Raw genomic sequence first — 16,704 nt, forward strand, 5'->3', positions numbered from 1 at the left:
CCAGCCGGTCACACCTGTGACAGGTCGCGTTGTTCGTGGTGTCCATAATTGCCTTGCCGCTGGTGTCCCGGGCAGGGCAGGGTCTGGATCATGCTTCAACTGCGCACTTTGGAGTCAGACGACTGGCCGATCTGGCGGGAGCTGCGACTGGCGGCACTTGCGGAGGCGCCTTACGCGTTCGGATCGACGTTGGCGGAGTGGAAGGGAGCCGGCGATCGAGAGGAACGCTGGCGTGCTCGCCTGGAGATTCCTGGTGCGCGCGATGTCGTAGCCGTCCTCAACGGTCATCCGGTTGGGATGGCCAGCGGAGTCCCGGCCGAGGAAGACGCCAGTGTTGAGCTGATCTCGATGTGGGTCAGCCCCGTGGCACGTGGCCAGGGAGTGGGGGACCTCTTGATCGGGGCGGTGGAGAGGTGGGCTGTGGAACGGCACGCCAAGACGTTGTGTCTGTCGGTGATGCCGGACAACGCCAGGGCGATCGCTCTCTACGAACGCCACGGCTTCGCAGACACTGGTGAGCTGGGCGATCTCCTGCCCGATGGCGTGCGCAGAGAACGGGTCATGGCGAAGAGCCCGGGTACCGTTTGAACTCGTTGTCGCCGGGAGCGGCGGGATCTCCCTTGCAGGTCATAGGTATGAGCAGTGCAGAGACACATGCGGCATGACGCCTGGGAGTCGGACGAGCTGGTCGTAGAGCTGCTGTGCTGCTCCGAGCCCTCAGCCCGAACCGGCGACCAGTGCCTCGCCGAGCGGGGTGCGCCGGTAGAGCACCGACCGTCCGGACCGGGCGCGGACGAGCAGCCCCGCGCCTCGCAGGATGGAGAGGTGGTCTCCTACCGCGCCGGGTGCCATGGCGAGGCTTCGGGCGAGGTGGCTGGTACTGGCCGGGGCGTCCAGCGCCAACAGCAGCCGGGCTCGGGCCCGGCCGACCAGAGCGGTCAGTGCGTCCGGTCGGGGGATGGTCTCCTGTTCGCCCCACAGGGCGGCGGTGCCGCGGGCGCGATAGACCAAGGTCCTGGGCCAGGGGTCGTCCAGGTGGGCGGCGATATGCCCGACGAAGACCGAAGGGGTCAGCAGGAGCCCGTCGCCGGTGAGGCGGACTGTTCCGCCTCGGAAGAAGTCGACCTCGATACCACCGGTGCGCCAGGCGATGCCCGGGTGCAGGCCCTCGATGGCCGTGGCCCATCCGTGTTCGCCGATCACCCCCACCCGGTGCACGACATCGCGCTCACAGATCGCGCGTAGTTGCGGCCAGTCCGCGGCGAGCAGCTCTTGCCATGCCTGGTCCATCGCCTCGGCGATCCTGGAGACGGCGTCCGTCGAGTCCAGCACGGCGCGTACGCGGGGATCGCGGGCGGACGGGCCGGTCGCGGTGGTGGCGAATTCGCGGCGGGCCGCTTCCAGCGGCGTGGCCCTGATCATGGCCAGGTCGTCCGCCCACTTCTGGTTGAGACCGCGCGGGGGCGGGGCGACGAAGTTCGGTCCGCCGTGCGGGGCCTGCAGAGCGAGGGCGGCGTCCAGTTCGGTGTCGCGGCGAAGCCGTTCAAAGGCCGGCATGAGCCGGGTGGCCCAGGCTCGCGGCAGCGGCTGGCCCTGGCCGATGAGCGAACGCAGCAGCAGGCAGAGGTCCAGCGCGGGCGACAGTGCGAAGCGGCTGCGCAGCAGGTCCTCGACGGAGACTTCGAAGCGCAGCACCCTGCCAGGCTACCGCGGGACAGTGCTTTGATTCGTCCAGCGACGAATCATTGGTGAGTGGCGTGGGCGCACGGCGAGGCTGCGCGTCATGACCCCAACCGCCGAACCCGCGCAGGGCAACCACCGTGCCACCTACCGGGAGGTGCTGGCCGAGCCGCGATTCCGGCTACTCTTCTCCACACGTGCCGTCTCGATCACTGCGGACGCGCTGCGGATCACCACGTTCTCGGTGCTGGTCTTCGCGGCCACCGGCTCCGCCTTGCTGAGCGCAGTGGCCTTCGGCATCGGCTTCATCCCCCAGCTGTTCGGCTCGCTGCTGCTGGGCTCACTGGCCGACCGGCTGCCGCCCCGCGCGCTCATCACCGGCGGCTACGCCTTGACGGGCGCCACCGCCCTGCTGCTCGCCCTGGTGCGAATGCCGGTCGCGGCAAGCCTCGGTGTCGTGGCGCTGGTCTCCCTCGCCACACCGGTGTTTCACGGCGTGTCGAGTCGGCTGGTCGCGCAGTCGCTGAAGGGCGACGCCTATGTACTGGGCCGGTCGCTGAACAACATCGCCGGCGCAGGCGCGCAATTGTTCGGCCTGGCGCTGGGAGGTGCGGCCGTCGCGGCAGTTGGCCCGCGCCGGGCGCTCGCGGTCAGCGCTGTCCTTTACCTCGGCTGCGCGCTTGCTATCCGCATCCGGTTACCCCGGCTGCAGCCGGGAGAGTCCGCCGGCACACCCGGCAGCGCTGGGGGCGGTAGCGGGGCCGTCCGTGCGAGCCTGCATGGTGCAGGCCTGCTGCTGCGCGGACGCACAGTGCGACGACTGATGCTGGCCCAGTGGCTCCCGCTCGCGTTCGTAGCGGGCGCGGAAGGCCTCATCGTCGCCTACGCGGGAGAACGCCACTTCGCGCCCGGCTGGTACGCGGTGCTGATGGGCTGTCTGCCGGTCGGCATGCTTGTCGGTGACCTGCTGGTGGGTCGACTGCTACGGCCACGCGCCCGGGAGCGACTGGTAGTCCCGTTGGTTGCGCTGGCGGGGCTGCCGCTGATCGGCTTTGCTGCCGAGCCCGGAGTGGGCGTCTCGTCCTGTCTACTGCTGGTCAGCGGCCTCGGATACGCCTACGGTCTCGGCCTGCAACGCCCGTTTCTGGACGCCCTGCCGCAGGATGGCCAAGGTCAGGCCTTCGGCTTGCTCGGCTCCGGCAGCATGACGCTGCAGGGCGTCGGGCCGGTTTGCCTGGGCTTGGTGGCCGCAGGCATGGGAACAGGCGGCGCAATAGCCGCGGCAGGCAGCGCGGCCGTGCTTACCGCCGGCTGGATTCTCACCTGGCACCCGTCCACCTCCCCGGCCCCCGTCCCGAACCACCCGACGGGATCAGAGAACGGCACCGAACAGCATGCGCGTAGTTCTCCTGCGCAGTAACCGTCGCAAGTCGGGTCGGCCGGGAGCCGTCACGCACCCAGTGTGTGCGCACTGCTCCGGGGGCTGGCCCAAGTCGTTTGGGCTGATTACTCGTTGGTCCACGAGGAGCGAGGTCGGGCCGGCACTGGCCGGGCGGGTCGGTGCCAGCCTTGCCGCGCACCCGGGCATAGCGGCCAGGATCAGTCGGCCCGCCCAGTGCTACGGCGTGGGGGGCCGCTGTGGGGAGCGGAGGACGAGCAGGGTGATCTCGCTGGGGGCGAAGACGCGGAACGGCGGGCCCCAGAAGCCGGTGCCACGGCTGGTGTAGAGGAGGGTGCGGGTGCCGTGGCGGCTGAGGCCGGCGAGAGCGGGCTGGTCGATGCGGACGAGGTGGTGGAAGGGCCAGATCTGGCCGCCGTGGGTGTGGCCGGAGAGCTGGAGGTCGATGCCGGCGGCTGCCGCCCGGTCGACGAACTTGGGCTGGTGGGCCAGGAGCAGGACGGGCAGGTCGGGGTCGGCGCCGTTGAGGGCTCCGGCGAGGTGGGCGCCGTGGCCGGCCAGGCCGGAGGCTTCGGCGGTGACGTCGTCCACGCCGGCGACCACGAGGGTGTCGCCTCCGCGTTCGAGCAGCAGATGGCGGTTGCGCAGCGGCTCCCAGCCCAGCTCGTCCATCAGGTCGACCCAGCCCTGGGCCTCGCTGTAGTACTCGTGGTTGCCGGTGACGTAGACCCGGGCCCGGCGGGCCTGCACGGTGCCGAGCGGAGCGGCCTGGGCGCGGCGGCGTTCGGCCGTGCCGTCCGCGATGTCGCCGGTGTGACAGACCAGGTCGGCCTCCAGAGTGTTGACCTTCGCGCAGACCCGTGCAGACCAGCGGGCGCGGTCGAGCGGGCCGTAGTGGGTGTCGGTGATGAGGACGACGCGCGTGCCGTCCAATCCGGCTCCCAGGCGCGGAAGTTGCACGTCGAGCCGGCGCACCCGTGGCACCCGGCGGGCCTCGGCGTACCCCCAGGCGAGCAGCACGGTGGCTGCGCCGAGGACCGCCCAGGTGACGATCCGGGCCCGGTCCTGGCCGTCGCCTACGCCGGCCACGGCCAGGGTGAGTCGCAGCAGGACGCCGAGCAGGACGGACCAGGTGAACAGGACCCAGCTGGCGCCCAGCAGGGTGTCCCCGATGATCGCCGCCCGGTCCTGCTGCCGTCGGCCGTGGCCGCGCGCCATCGCGAGCGGCATACCGATCAGACCGAGGGCGAACAGGACGGTGCCGCCCAGCGCCACGAGGAGTGGCCAGTGCTGGCCGGCGTGCAGGAGCACCCAGCAGGGCACGGTCCACAGCAGGACAGGGGCGATCAACGGGATGTAGCGCATCAGGCGGTGCAGTCGGCTCTGTTGAGTCGCGTGCGCCGCGCCGTCCGCGGATCGGACCTCGCTGGTGTCGGTCACGCTTCCCCTCCTAAATCAACCAGGCTACCGTCGCGCGCACTGTATCCGTCCGTCCCGGGCCGGTCGGACGGACGGGGTGCTCATGGTGGGCAGCTGCATGGGGCGAGGGGGCCTCCGAGTTCGCCCCTGGCTCACGCGGTTGGCGACTCTGCCCCTGGCCGGAACCGCGCCGCTCTCCCGGGAGGCCTCACGGCCAGGGCGATTCCCAGGCATCTGCCCGGCGTCCGCATGCCCCGTAAAACCCATCGCCGAGACGGAGGCTCTATCGGGAGGCCTCGTCGGCCAGGGGCCCGTACAGCCCGAATTGCCGATGCTGCCGGGCATGCCCGAGCAGCGCACCCACGACTAGTACCGGCACGGCATCACCAGTCTGTTCACCGCCTTCGACATCGCCGACGGCAGCGTCAGATCGGAGCTGCACCGCCGACATCGGGCCATCGAGTTCAAGAAGATCCTGGCCGCGATCGACAAGGCGGTTCTGGCGGCCGCCGGACCAAGACCGCCGACGAGCGCATGAGACTACGAGTCGTCCACGAAGACGTCCAAGTGCGCGGGCGTGACCTGGAAATCCCGCAGGATGCCGGCGATGAGATCCGGCACGCGTGAGCGTTCCTCCCTCGGTGCGAAGTCGAAGTCCACGGTGATGGTCCAGGGGCCGTGACCCTGGCCGGCCGGCTGGGAGACGTACGACGGTGTGGGGAGGTCGCCGGTGGGCAGCGGTGTGGTGCTGCCCACTTGCCATAGGGCGTCCCGGACCTGGCGCAGCGCGGACCGGACGCGATCGAGCGGGGCGTCGGCGGAGACGATGATGCTGAGGGTGACGTCCGCGGAGTCGCGAAGGGCCGTGCCGAGCCGTGGGGTGATCTCGACGTCCTGCGGCTGTGGCATGGATGTACTCCGATCAGACGGGTACGGGGACCGGCACGGGAATGGGAAGCAGGAACGGCACACCCTGCTGCTCCCACTCCCGCTGTTCGCGGTTTCCCTCGGCCTTGTTCTTCATGTCGTCGTTCAGCCGGTCCTCGTCCTCATGGGCGACGTAGATGTGCCCCTCCGAGTTGCCCAGCCCCCAGACGTACACGATGTCCTCGCTCCACGGCCAGCGCAGCCCGGTGATGACGTCGACCGAGTCGGCCCAGTCCTGGAGCTCCTTGCTCTTGAAGAGCAGCAGGTTGCGGTAGGCGCCGAAGGCCAGGTACCTGTCCAGTTGCTGCTCGACCGGCCAGTAGGCGCCGCCGTTGTCCCACATCTTGACCTCGAACATCTGCTCCTCCTCGGTGAGGATGTCGATGCGGAAGTGCGGCGGCGGGTCGGACGGGGAGCGGGTGCCGACCTCCCAGTCGACGTTCGGGCTGATGGCCCGGGCCCAGCCGAGGTCCTCCCAGGTCTCGTCCCAGAAGCCCTGGCGGCGGCCGTTGAGTTCGTACAGCGTCAGCGCGTGACCCATGCGCTCGCCCCGTCCGCTGTGCCACAGCTCCTTGAGCGCGTCGGGATCGGCGTCGAGCGCGTCCGCCGAGAAGTAGCCCCGGGTGGCCAGGCAGGTCCGGCCCTGGAAGCACTTGCGGTGGGACTCGATGCCGTTGCCGGGGTTCTGGCAGCCGTCGCAGCCGTAGGCGGGAAGGGGTGCCCGGAGCACACCGGCGATCAGCGCGGCGACGTCCTGGAGGACGGAGGGCCAGGTTCCCTGCGGGTCGACCCGGTTCAGCGGGTCGCTGTGGGCGTAGGCGTAGGGGTGGTTGGCCAGGCTGCTCTTGCCCAGGACGGAGAGCGGGTCGCGGGTGGTGAAGCGGCCCAGCGTGGTGTCGTAGTGGCGGGCCCGCAGGTTCAGCGACGGGCCGTGTGCGAGCTCGCCCCGGTAGCCGAAGCGCGGGATGCGCGCCGCCGGGTGCGGCTCGGGCAGGATCGGCGCACCGGGAGCGGCGCCGAAAGCGTCGTACGCCTCGCTCTGCGCCCATGGCTCGGTCGCGTGCGTGGCGACGGTCGAGCCGAACGCGTCGCGGGCGAAGGTGACCGAGTCGTGGCAGGTGGTGGCGAAGGTGCGGGCGTAGCCGTAGGTGAAGCGGGCGGTGGCCAGGTCACGGCCGAGGGGCGCGGTGTTGGAGCTCTGCGGCACCTTCGTGTCGACGTGCTGGTGGAGGATCTGCGGGAGGGTGTCGCCGACCGTCCACTGGTAGCAGACCTCGGTGTGGGGCGCGTCGTCGTCGCCGGTGCGGCCCTTCCAGCGGACCAGGTAGCCGTCGCCGTTGTACGTCATGTCGGTACGCTCGACCGCCCAGGCGCGGCTGGTCGTGGTCCGGGTCGGGTGGTTGAAGCCGTCGTAGGCGATCCGCTGCCTGACGTCTCCGTCGTCCGCGCCGGTCAGGCGCCCGGCTCCGTCGTAGGCGTAGCGGATCCGCCGTCCGGTGTTCTCGACGGCGACCAACTGGTCGGCGGCGTCGTAGAGGTAGCGCGTGGCCTTGCCGCCGGTGACGGTCATGGTGCGGTTGCCGGCGAGGTCGTAGCCGATGTCGGTGGCGATCGTGGTGCCCGCGCGAGTGAGGTGCGCGGCGACGAGTTGTCCGGCGGGGTCGTAGGTGTAGTCACGAACGGTTGCGCCGTCGCCGTGCCGGGTGATGCGGCCCTCGCTGTCGCGGGCGAGGGTGACACAGGTGGCGACGACGTTCTCCCGCAACTCGGTGAAGTCGGTGAGGAGGCCGCCGTCGTAGCCGTAGCGGCGGGCCCAGCCGCCCGGGAGCTGTTCGGTGACGAGCCGGCCGTCGGGGTCGACCGCGTAGACCGCCTCCCCGGCCCGGGAGTCCTTCAGGGAGATCAGACGGCCGTTGAGGTCGTACCGGTAGGTGACGCACTCGTCGTCGGGGTAGGTCAGCTTCCGCAGCTGGCCCGCCGCGTCGTACTCCCAGGTGTAGGTGTGGTCGCCCGGCCAGGTGACGCTGGTCAGACGGCCGTTGTCGTCGTACGCGTAGTGGGTGGTGCCGGTGGGGTCCGTCATGGCGGTGCGGCGGCCGGCGCCGTCGTAGGCGTACGTCACCTCGTCGCCGTCGTCCGTCCAGCGCCTGGTGAGCCGTCCGGCGTCGTCGTAGGCGAAGTGGATCACGTCCCCCGCCGGGTTGCGGATCGATTCGACACGGCCCTGGTCGTCGTAGCGGCGGCGGGTCGTGCGGCCCAGGGGGTCGGTGATGGTGGTGCGGCGGCCGGCTTTGTCGTGGCCGTAGACGGTGGACACGCCCTTGACGTCGGTGACCTTGGTGAGGCGGCCCGCCTTGTCGTAGGTGTAGGCCGTCATTCCGCCGCGCGGGTCGGTGACCTTGGTGAGGGCGCCGCGCTTGTCGTAGGCGTACGACGTCGTGGCCCCGGAGGGCGTGGTGATTCGCGTGCGGCGCCCGTTGCGGTCGTAACCGAACCGGGTGATCCAGCCGCGCGGGTCGGTGACGGTGTCCACGCGGCCGTCGCGGTAGGTGTACCGCGTGGTGAGTCCGGCCGGGGTGGTGCGGGCGACGACCCGGCCCATGCCGTCGCGGGCCAGGTGGGTGCGCCCGCCCTCGGGGTCGATGACCGTGGCCAGCCGGCCGTTGCCGTCGTAGCGGTAGGAGGTGCGTCGCCCCAGCGGGTCGACGGAGGCCGTCGTACGGCCCTGCGCGTCCAGGACCGTGGTGCGGCGGGCGCCGTCGGGGGCGGTGCGGGTGATCGTGCGCGTGGTGGGGTCGAAAGCGGTGGCCCAGTGGGCTCCGGCGGCGTCGACCCGCTCGATCAGCCGGTCCGCCTCGTCGTAGGAGAAGTGGTTGGTGGCGCCGCCGGGAAGGGTGACGGAGGTCTGGTTTCCCCGGGCGTCGAAGGTCGTCGCCGTGGTGCCCGCGGGCGCGTGGATCGCGGTCTGGTTGCCCGCCGGGTCGTACTCGTAGGTGGTGACGCCAGCGTCCGGTTCCGCCACCCGCTCCAGGCGGCCCACGGCGTCGAACCGGGTCTCGGTCCGGGTGCCGTCGGGCCGGATCAGCACGGCCGGACGGCCGGAGTCGTCGTACTCGTACCGGGTGACCAGGCCCTGCCGGTCACTACGGCTCTCCAGGCGCCCGCCGGCGCCGTACCCGAAGACGGTCGTGGCCCCCTCGGAGTCCGTGTACTCCAGGAGCCTGCCGGTGGCCGAATACGTACGGGTCACCGTCATGCCCTGGGGGTCGGTCAGCTCGACCGGGCGGCCCGCCTCGTCGTAGGCGATCGTGTTCGTCTCGCCCGTGGGGCCCGTGACGGAGGTGCTGCGGCCTGCGTCGTCATAGGTGTAGCGGGTGCGCTGTCCGGTGGCGTCGACGGCCTCGACCAGGTTGCGGCGCTCGTCGTAGTGGTAGATGGCGGTGGCGCCGTCGGGGCCGGTACGGGAGACCACGAGGCCGTCCCGGACGCCGAGTCGGGTGACGGAGCCGTCGGGGCCGGTGATGCGGGAGGGGACACGGTCGTCGCCGTCGTAGTCGTACGACGTCGACTCCCCTGTCGGGGCGGTGACTTCGCGAACGCGACGCCCGACGTCGTAGGTGTAGCGGACGGTGGCGCCACTGTCGGTGGACTCGACGAGGTTCCCGTCCTCGTCGTATACGCGCTCCAGGACGGTTCCGCCGGGCAGTTCGGCGGCGCTGAGCAGGCCGCCGGGGCCGTACTCGACGGTGCTGGAGTGGCCCAGCGCGTCCGTCACCCGGACCGGGCGGGCGTCCTCGTTGTGGGTGTACACCGACTGGGCGTCGGAGGGCTCGTGGGTGACGGTGGTGCGGCCGTGGTCGGCGTCGTGGTCGAAGCGGAGTGCGCCCGCGCCGGGGTACTCCTGGCGGGTCACCCGGCCCTCGTCGTCGTACTCGTTGACGACCTCCACGACGTCGTCGGCGTCGGTCACGCGGACGATCCGGGACGCGGAGTCAGTGTCGTAGCCGGTGGCTGCCCCGCCCGGGAGGGTGGCCCGGCTCAGGGTGTCGCCGTCGTAGGCGTAGCAGACCGTTCGGCCGTCGTCGGTGTGTACGGAGACGATGTGGCCGTGGGCGTCGTAGTCGAGGGAGAGCGAGCGGCCCGCGGAGTGCTCGACGCGGGTCAGCCGGCCGTCCTCGTGGCACAGGGTGGCGCCACGGCCGTCGGCGGCGATCTCCAGCCAGTCGCCGGAGGCGTCGAAGGTCCATGTCTCCCCGTGGAAGAAGCGCAGTTCGTACCGGTCCTCGGGCGCGGTGTACAGATCGGCGGCGAGGTCCTGGGGCCGCTCGAAGGTGTCGTCCTCGCGCCTTCGGAAGGTGAGGACCCGCCCGCACGTGCCGTGCAGCAGGATCCGGTCCCGGTCCGGGAACTCCAGCCGGGCGCCGTGCGAGTGGGTCCATCCGGGGCCGAGCCCGCTGTCGTCGGTCTTGCGCGCGTTGTACGTGCGCTGCCAGGACACCAGTGGGTCGGCCGTCGGGAGGTCGGTCTCCCGCCTGACGAAGTTGCCGGTCGCGGTGTGGACCAGGTTCCCTGCGTAGGCGTATCCCGGCTGCTCGCCGAAGAGTTCGTTCTCGTTGCGGGTGTAGAGCGTCACGGTGGTGCACCTCTTTCCCCGTTGTGCTGTGCCGTTCAGCTGCGGTCGGCGACCAGGTTTGCACAGGGGGCGGGCAGGCTTGAGGACGAGAATCGGTCAGGATGGGGAGGAAGGGAAGACAGGGGAGTCGGGGGCGTCGGGGGAGGGGCGGGACGGCGGGGAATGCGGCTGGGTGAAGCGATCGGTCGGCGGTCTCCGGCAGGACGTTCCGCGCGTTGGCGGGGGTCTGCATGCGGTGCTCGCCGCATTGTCTGGGGCCGGTGGTGGCGTCCCGCCCGGGCCGACGTCACTATGAGGCATGGATGTGGTCAGTACCGCCGAGGTCGTGCCGGGGGAGCGGTTCGGGTTCCGGCGTGAGGTGACTCTCTGCGCAATTCGCTGCGGGGGTAAGGCCGGGTCGGCGATGATCGTTGGCGGGGTCGCCTTCCTGTCGTGCGGCCCTGGAGGCGGTACGGATGTCGATGCGGCCGGTGGGGTTGCCGGAGATCCCGAAACAGACGGTGGTGGTGGCCCGGGCGGCGTTTGCGAAGGGGAGTCTGCCGATACGGGTGCGGGATCGCCTCGCGGAGGTCTTCGTCGATGAGCCGTTCACGGAGGCGTCCGGGGTGTGGGGTGCTCCGGGCCTGTTACCTGGGGTGTTGTCGCTGGTCACGGTGTTGCAGTTCGCTGAGGATCTGACGGACCGGCAGGCCGCGGCGATGGCGGTGCGAGCGATCGACTGGAAATACGCGCTCGGTGCGGAGCTGACGGATACCGGTTTCGATGCCAGGTGCTGTGCAGGTTCCGGGCCCGGCTCGCGGACCACGGTATGGAGCGGGTGGTCTTCGACCGGCTCCTTGAGCACTGCAAGGAGGCCGGCCTGGTGGCGGCCGGGGGCAAGCAGCGCACGGATTCCACCCATGTGATCAGTGGGGTGCGGGACTTGAACCGTCTGGAGCTGGCCGGGGAGAGTGTGCGGGCGGCCCTGGAGGCCCTCGCGGTCGCGGCACCGTCCTGGCTGGCCGGACACATCAACGTGACGGAGTTCGCCGAGCGGTACGGGCCGCGGGTCGACGGCTGGCGCATGCCGCCCTCGCAGACGAAACGTGACCGTCTCGCCCAGGTCTTCGGGCAGGATGCCTTCGCCTTGTGCCGGGCGGCCTGGGCAGATGACGCTCCGGCCTGGATTCGTGAGATCGAGGCCGTGGGCTTATTGCGGCACGTCCTCGTGCAGACCTACATCGTCCGGATCGATGCCCGGGGACGGCAGGTGATCAAGAAGCGGGACGCCGACGACGGCGTCCCGCCCGGTCAACTCCGCCTGGCCTCCCCCTACGACTCTGACGCACGCTGGGCGGCCAAGGGCGACGACCTGTTCTGGATGGGCTACAAGATCCATCTCACGGAAACCTGCACCATCCTCCCCGACGCCTACGCCTACGCCGACGCGGGGACACGGGTGATGCCGAATCTGATCACCGACGTGCACACCACCGACGCGACCGTGCCGGATGTGAAGGCGACCGCCCCGATCCAGCGCAAGCTCGCCGAGCACGGAGTAAAGCCCGGCGAGCACTACCTCGACTCCGGCTACCCGTCGGCCGACCTGATCACCAAGGCCCTGAAACAGGGCATCCGCATGGTCACCCCGGTCCTGCTGGACCACTCTGCCCAGGCCAGGGCCGCCGAAGGCTTCGACAAGAACGCCTTCACCATCAACTGGAAGACCCGCCAGGTCCGCTGCCCCGCCGGCAGGACCAGCTCCCACCGGAACCCGAGGAAGCAGTACGGCAAAGACGCGATCGTCATCACCTTCAGCGTCCTGAGCCGCCGCAACTGCCCTTTCCAGCAGCAGTGCACCACCTCGGAGACCGGGCGCCGCATGCTCACCCCGCGGCCCGAGGAACTCCACGAGAACCTCGCCCGGGCCCGCGCCGAGCAGAAGCCCGACACCTGGAAGAACAAGTACGCCCTGCGCGCCGGCGTCGAGGGCACCATCAACCAGGCCCTCGACATCACCGGCATCCGCCGGGCCCGCTACCGGGGCCTGCCGAAAGTCCGCCTCCAACACGCCTTCTCCGCCACCGCACTCAACGTGATCAGGCTCGACGCCCACTGGACCACAGGACCCCTCGACCGCCCCCCGCACCAGCAGGCTCGAACGACTCAGCTACCAACTCTCCGCCTGAACGAATTGCGCAGCAGAGTCGGTCCCGGCGAGGTCCGCGGCGAACGATTGGCCGAGGTCCTGGGTGGCGCCGTTGGTGGAACCCCGCTCGGAGGGGGTCTTCGCGGGGAGCCGGACGGTTCCCCGTCGGTGACGTCCGGAGCGAGGGTGCCTCCGGTGTCGTGGAGGGGGCACGGTGACGGTGCCCCGTGCCCGTGCCGGTGGCAGTGTCGAGCAGGACGTCGAGGATCGGGTCGGTGGCCAGTTCGATCCGGCGGCGGTCTGGGCGAGCGGGTCGTGCCGACGGCTCTTTCATGCCTGCCAGTAGTTCTCCGACGGACTGGGGGCCTGGCCCGCCGAGCCCACGTTCGCCTCAGCCGGTCGGAGCACTTGATCGACGGTGCGGTGTAGTTACCCCCTCTGCCCAGTGCCTCCGCCGACCGTCGGGTGCGCGCCCGTCCGAATTCGCACAGGAGCTTCGCCACTCCGGATATCTGACGCCGCGATGGCAATTCTGCTGTCTGTCTCCGCTCCGCCTCCACTGTGCCGGTGGGGCGTCTTTTTCTGATTTATCACCTACCTGAGTTTCGCTTCCGGCATGGCCCAGTTCACTTTCCAGTGAGTACCTTGTGAAGTTCCTTAGGGAAAATTGTGTGGCTATGTTAATTTCTTGATAGAGTGAAGTGGGGATTTCTTCGATTTCATCGAAGGCCTCGGCTGAAAATTACACATACCCACCCTCGTGGGCGTGTCGAGCGGTCTGAGTGTTGGCCTTCCGAATGCAGATCAGTCACCACACGAGGAGTTGGCCGGTGTGCGGTGACGCGGATTTTCCTTCGGGCTTTCGAGTAATCGGGGCCCTCGAGTCATTCGAGTGGGGGCGTTCGGGAGGTGTAACGGAAATTCGACGCCCGAAGGTCCGGCGACTTCGGCGGACCGCCTGGCGCCCGTCGGCTCCGTCGGGCTCGGCTCTCTTTGTCCACCCTCTTGACATGCCCCGGTGTCCCCCTCTAGCGTCTGGCCGAATCGCCGAACGATGTTCTAAATGCCGAACGAAGATATCCGTTATTTCCCGCATGCATTTTCGAGTGAATATCCCGCGACGAGAGTCGCGCGCCCTGTATTTGCCGCATTCCTTCCCGTCGGGCGTCGCGACCCCACAGGCAAGTTGCACCGTGACGACCGACCCTCCACAGCGAGGAGTCGCAACCTGTCATGCCTATAACAAGCAGCAGATCTGCCTTCGTCCGTCGGCTGTGTGCCACGGCGGCGGCGTTCGCCTTCGTCGTCGGTGGTGTGACGGTCGGGACCGTGGCGGTCGCGCCCAGTGCACGGGCGGCCACGGCGACGTTCACCAATCCTCTCAACAGTTCCGGCGCCGACCCTTACATGACGTACTACGACGGTAACTACTACGAGATGACGACGCCGTACAGTGGGCCCCTGACGATGCGCAAGGCGCCCACCGTCGAGGCGCTGAAGGCAGCCTCGCCTGTGCCGGTGTTCAGCGCCCACGCCACCGGCCGTGACGCCTACATCTGGGCGCCGGAGATGCACCTGCTCGACGGCCCCAACGGCAAGCGCTGGTACGTCTACTACTCCGCCGGTACGGGTGACATCGAGGCCCAGCGCGTGCACGTGCTGGAGAGCTCCGGTACCGACCCGCTCGGCCCGTACACCTACAAGGGCATGATCTTCGGTGCCAACGACTGGTGGGGCATCGACGGCAGCGTCGTCACCATCGACGGCCGGCTGTTCTTCACCTGGTCGGGGGTGCCAACAACACAATGGGCCGGGTCCGACCCGAGCATCTACATCGCCGAGTTGAGTGACCCCTGGACCGTGACCGGGTCCCGTACGCGGATCTCCGCCCCGATCTACTCCTGGGAGACGCAGGGCACCCCGATGAACGAGGCTCCAGTCGCGTTGCAGCACGACGGGAAGACGTTCCTCACCTATTCGGCGAGTGCGTGCCAGGGTCCGGACTACAAGCTGGGCCTGCTCACCTTCTCCGGCGGTGACCCGCTGGACGCGGGTTCCTGGGTGAAGAGCGCGGAGCCGGTCTTCGAGCGCAACGACGCGAACAGTGTGTACGGCCCGGGTCACAACGGCTTCTTCAAGTCCCCCGACGGTACCGAGGACTGGATCGTCTACCACGCCAACTCCTCGTCCTCCCAGGGCTGCGGCACCACCCGCACCACCCGGATCCAGAAGATCACCTGGAACGAGGACGGATCGCCGGACCTCGGCGTTCCGGTGGCCGCGGGCAGCGCGCTGCCCGTTCCGTCCGGCGAACCCGTGGTGGCGTACTACCGGTTGACCAACCGCAACAGCGGCAAGGTCATGGACGTCCAGGCGCCCAACACCGACGACGGAGTGAAGATCGGCCAGTACGCCTGGTACGGCAACGCCTGGCAGCAGTGGCGCTTCGTCGACGTGGGCGACGGCTACTTCCAGATCGAGAGCCTCAACAGCGGCAAGTGCCTGGACGTGAGCGGCGCGTCCACCGCCGAGGGCGCGGGCATCATCCAGTACCCATGCCGCTCCGCCGGCAACCAGCAGTTCCAGTGGGCCGACACGGGCGACGGATACCACCAGCTCAGGGCACGTCACAGCGGCAAGTGCGTCAACGTCGTCGGCGCCTCGACCGTAAACCTGGCCCTTCTCGAACAGCGGACCTGCGCCGCGACCGCCGGCTTCCAGTGGACACGTACGTGAGAGCCACGCACCGGCCGTCCGCTGGTGTTGGGTCCGCTGACAACGGGGCGGCGAGTCGGCAGGCAGTGCTTCAGAGCCCGCGCCGCCCGTGGTTCCTCGGTGCGGCGGCCGAGTTCTTCCCCCAGCTTCTCCCGAACGTGGTAACCGCAGAAAGGCAGCAAACCTACATGTCCGTGCTTCTCTCCCGGGTGGCGGCGATATTGGTCGCCGTCGGCCTTCTCCTCACATCCCAGACCCTGGTGACACCGCAGCGGGCGGCCGCCGCCGATCCGGGCTATCTGATGACGCACTTCATCGGGGAGGGAGCCACCGGCCAGCAGATCTACTTCTCGCACAGTGCCGACGGCCTGAACTGGACCGACCTCAACGGCGGGGGGATGACCCTGCGCTCCACGGTCGGCACGAAGGGGGTGCGCGACCCCTCACTGGTCCGCTCCCCGGACGGGGGCAAGTACTGGATCATCGCGACCGATCTGTGTATCGGCTGCGGCCAGACATGGGGTGACGCCATCTCCAACGGCAGCCGCAGCCTCGTGGTGTGGGAGTCGACAGACCTGGTCACCTGGTCTGCGCCGTGGCTGCTCGACGTCGCCGGCGAGATCCCCGACGGACGCAACGCCTGGGCGCCGGAAGCGATCTGGAACCCGGAGACGAACGATTACGCCCTGTACTGGGCGACGAACACGCCCCTCAATGGCGTGACGAAACACCGCATCCACTACGCCCGCACCACGGACTTCCGCAGCATCACCACTCCGCAGGTCTATATCGAACGCCCCGGCACCCAGGAGATCATCGACACCCAGATCTTCGAGGTGTCGTCAGGCGTCGGTGACTACCGTTACGTACGGGCCTCCGGCGACGGCCAGATCACGTTCGAAGGCAGCAACTCGATCCTCGGCACATGGACCACCCTCGGCAACCTCTCGGGCATCGGCCTGACGGGATCCCAGGTCGAGGGCCCGATGTGGATGAAGTTCCGCGACCGTGACGAGTGGGCCTTGTATCTCGACCAGTACGCCTCGGGCAACGGGTACATGCCGGTCACGACCACCGACCCGTCCGCCGTGGGCACCTACCAGCTCCCGGCGTCGGGAAGCTACAGCATGGACGGGACCACAAAGCGCCATGGCTCGATCCTCACCCTGACGGCACCCGAGGAGACCCGCCTGCTCGCCCGCTGGCCCGACACCGCGATCAACCGGCTCCAGTCGTACAACTACCAGAGCCGCTATGTGCGGCATGCAAGCTTCGACGTACGTATCGACCCGAGCGTCAGCCCCGCCGAGGACGCCCAGTTCCGTCTGAGGACAGGCCTGGCAGGCTCCGGCACCGTCTCCTTCGAGTCGGTGAACTACCCCGGCTACTTCCTGCGGCACTCCGCGTACGACTTCCAGCTCGCGTACTATGACGGTACCGCCGTGTTCGCCGAGGACGCCACGTTCCGGCAGGTCGCCGGGCTCGCCGACGCCACATGGTCGTCGTTCCAGTCGTACAACCACCCCGACCGGTACATCCGCCACTCCGCCTTCCTCCTGAAGCTCGACCCCATCACCACCGCATTGGGCCGCAGCGACGCCACCTTCCAAGTGACGAGCTGACCTGAACGGGATGCCGGCGCCCTCGGGCACCCCTCGCCCGGAGGGCGCAGACATCCCCACGGCGGACGAGCCTTTACGTTGAACCGTTCCGACCGGGTGTCCGCGCTTTGAGGTTTTGGTCCGCCACGTGAGTCGCGCTCCGTCCTCAAATCCTGGGATCTGCCTGACCGGCCCCGTCTTG

General features: G+C 69.2%; 10 protein-coding genes. 6 read left to right on the forward strand and 4 right to left on the reverse strand.

The genetic code is table 11. The features are described 5' to 3' along the window. Window positions 1–90: 90 nt before the first annotated feature. On the forward strand, window positions 91–588 hold the full coding sequence (locus OG595_RS42065; RefSeq protein WP_329281640.1) for a GNAT family N-acetyltransferase: 498 nt from the start codon (window positions 91–93) through the stop codon (window positions 586–588). A 129-nt stretch (window positions 589–717) separates the two neighbouring features. On the opposite strand, the gene OG595_RS42070 is transcribed toward OG595_RS42065, so the two are convergent. Then, window positions 718–1,695 (reverse strand): winged helix-turn-helix domain-containing protein, encoded by a 978-nt coding sequence (locus tag OG595_RS42070; protein ID WP_329281642.1) that lies wholly within the window; start codon window positions 1,693–1,695, stop codon window positions 718–720. An 88-nt stretch (window positions 1,696–1,783) separates the two neighbouring features. On the opposite strand from OG595_RS42070, the gene OG595_RS42075 reads away from it, so the two are divergent. Continuing rightward, window positions 1,784–3,100, forward strand: coding sequence for an MFS transporter (locus tag OG595_RS42075; protein ID WP_329281645.1), 1,317 nt, complete (start codon window positions 1,784–1,786; stop codon window positions 3,098–3,100). Window positions 3,101–3,298: 198 nt separating this feature from the next. Here OG595_RS42075 and OG595_RS42080 read toward each other — a convergent pair whose 3' ends face one another. The 3 genes from OG595_RS42080 to OG595_RS42090 all read right to left on the reverse strand — a co-directional run bounded on the left by OG595_RS42080 (window position 3,299) and on the right by OG595_RS42090 (window position 10,058). Continuing rightward, window positions 3,299–4,519 carry a metallophosphoesterase gene (locus OG595_RS42080; protein WP_329281647.1) on the reverse strand — a complete coding sequence of 407 codons (1,221 nt, stop codon included), beginning with the start codon at window positions 4,517–4,519 and terminating at the stop codon, window positions 3,299–3,301. Window positions 4,520–5,038: 519 nt separating this feature from the next. After that, complete coding sequence (locus OG595_RS42085) at window positions 5,039–5,407, reverse strand: hypothetical protein (RefSeq protein WP_329281649.1); 369 nt, start codon at window positions 5,405–5,407, stop codon at window positions 5,039–5,041. Between the two features lie 13 nt (window positions 5,408–5,420). Then, complete coding sequence (locus OG595_RS42090) at window positions 5,421–10,058, reverse strand: DUF6531 domain-containing protein (RefSeq protein WP_329281652.1); 4,638 nt, start codon at window positions 10,056–10,058, stop codon at window positions 5,421–5,423. 461 nt (window positions 10,059–10,519) lie between these two features. Between OG595_RS42090 and OG595_RS42095 the strand changes: the two genes are divergently transcribed. The 4 genes from OG595_RS42095 (at window position 10,520) to OG595_RS42110 (ending at window position 16,523) form a co-directional block, all read left to right on the forward strand. After that, the gene (locus OG595_RS42095) at window positions 10,520–10,963 is read left to right on the forward strand and encodes a transposase (protein WP_329283599.1); all 444 of its coding nucleotides are present in this window, start codon (window positions 10,520–10,522) and stop codon (window positions 10,961–10,963) included. Further along, window positions 10,867–12,615, forward strand: a complete 1,749-nt coding sequence (locus tag OG595_RS42100) for a transposase (RefSeq protein WP_329281654.1) — start codon at window positions 10,867–10,869, stop codon at window positions 12,613–12,615. The genes OG595_RS42095 and OG595_RS42100 overlap by 97 nt, the downstream gene beginning before the upstream one ends. Window positions 12,616–13,419: 804 nt before the next feature. After that, a complete protein-coding gene (locus tag OG595_RS42105; protein ID WP_329281656.1) occupies window positions 13,420–14,922 on the forward strand; it encodes a family 43 glycosylhydrolase in 1,503 nt (500 codons plus the stop codon). A gap of 167 nt (window positions 14,923–15,089) precedes the next feature. Further along, window positions 15,090–16,523 carry a glycoside hydrolase family 43 protein gene (locus tag OG595_RS42110; protein ID WP_329281658.1) on the forward strand — a complete coding sequence of 478 codons (1,434 nt, stop codon included), beginning with the start codon at window positions 15,090–15,092 and terminating at the stop codon, window positions 16,521–16,523. The last annotated feature ends 181 nt before the right edge of the window (window positions 16,524–16,704 follow it).

This window comes from Streptomyces sp. NBC_01451, from assembly GCF_036227485.1.
In the GTDB taxonomy this organism is placed as follows: Bacteria; Actinomycetota; Actinomycetes; order Streptomycetales; family Streptomycetaceae; genus Streptomyces.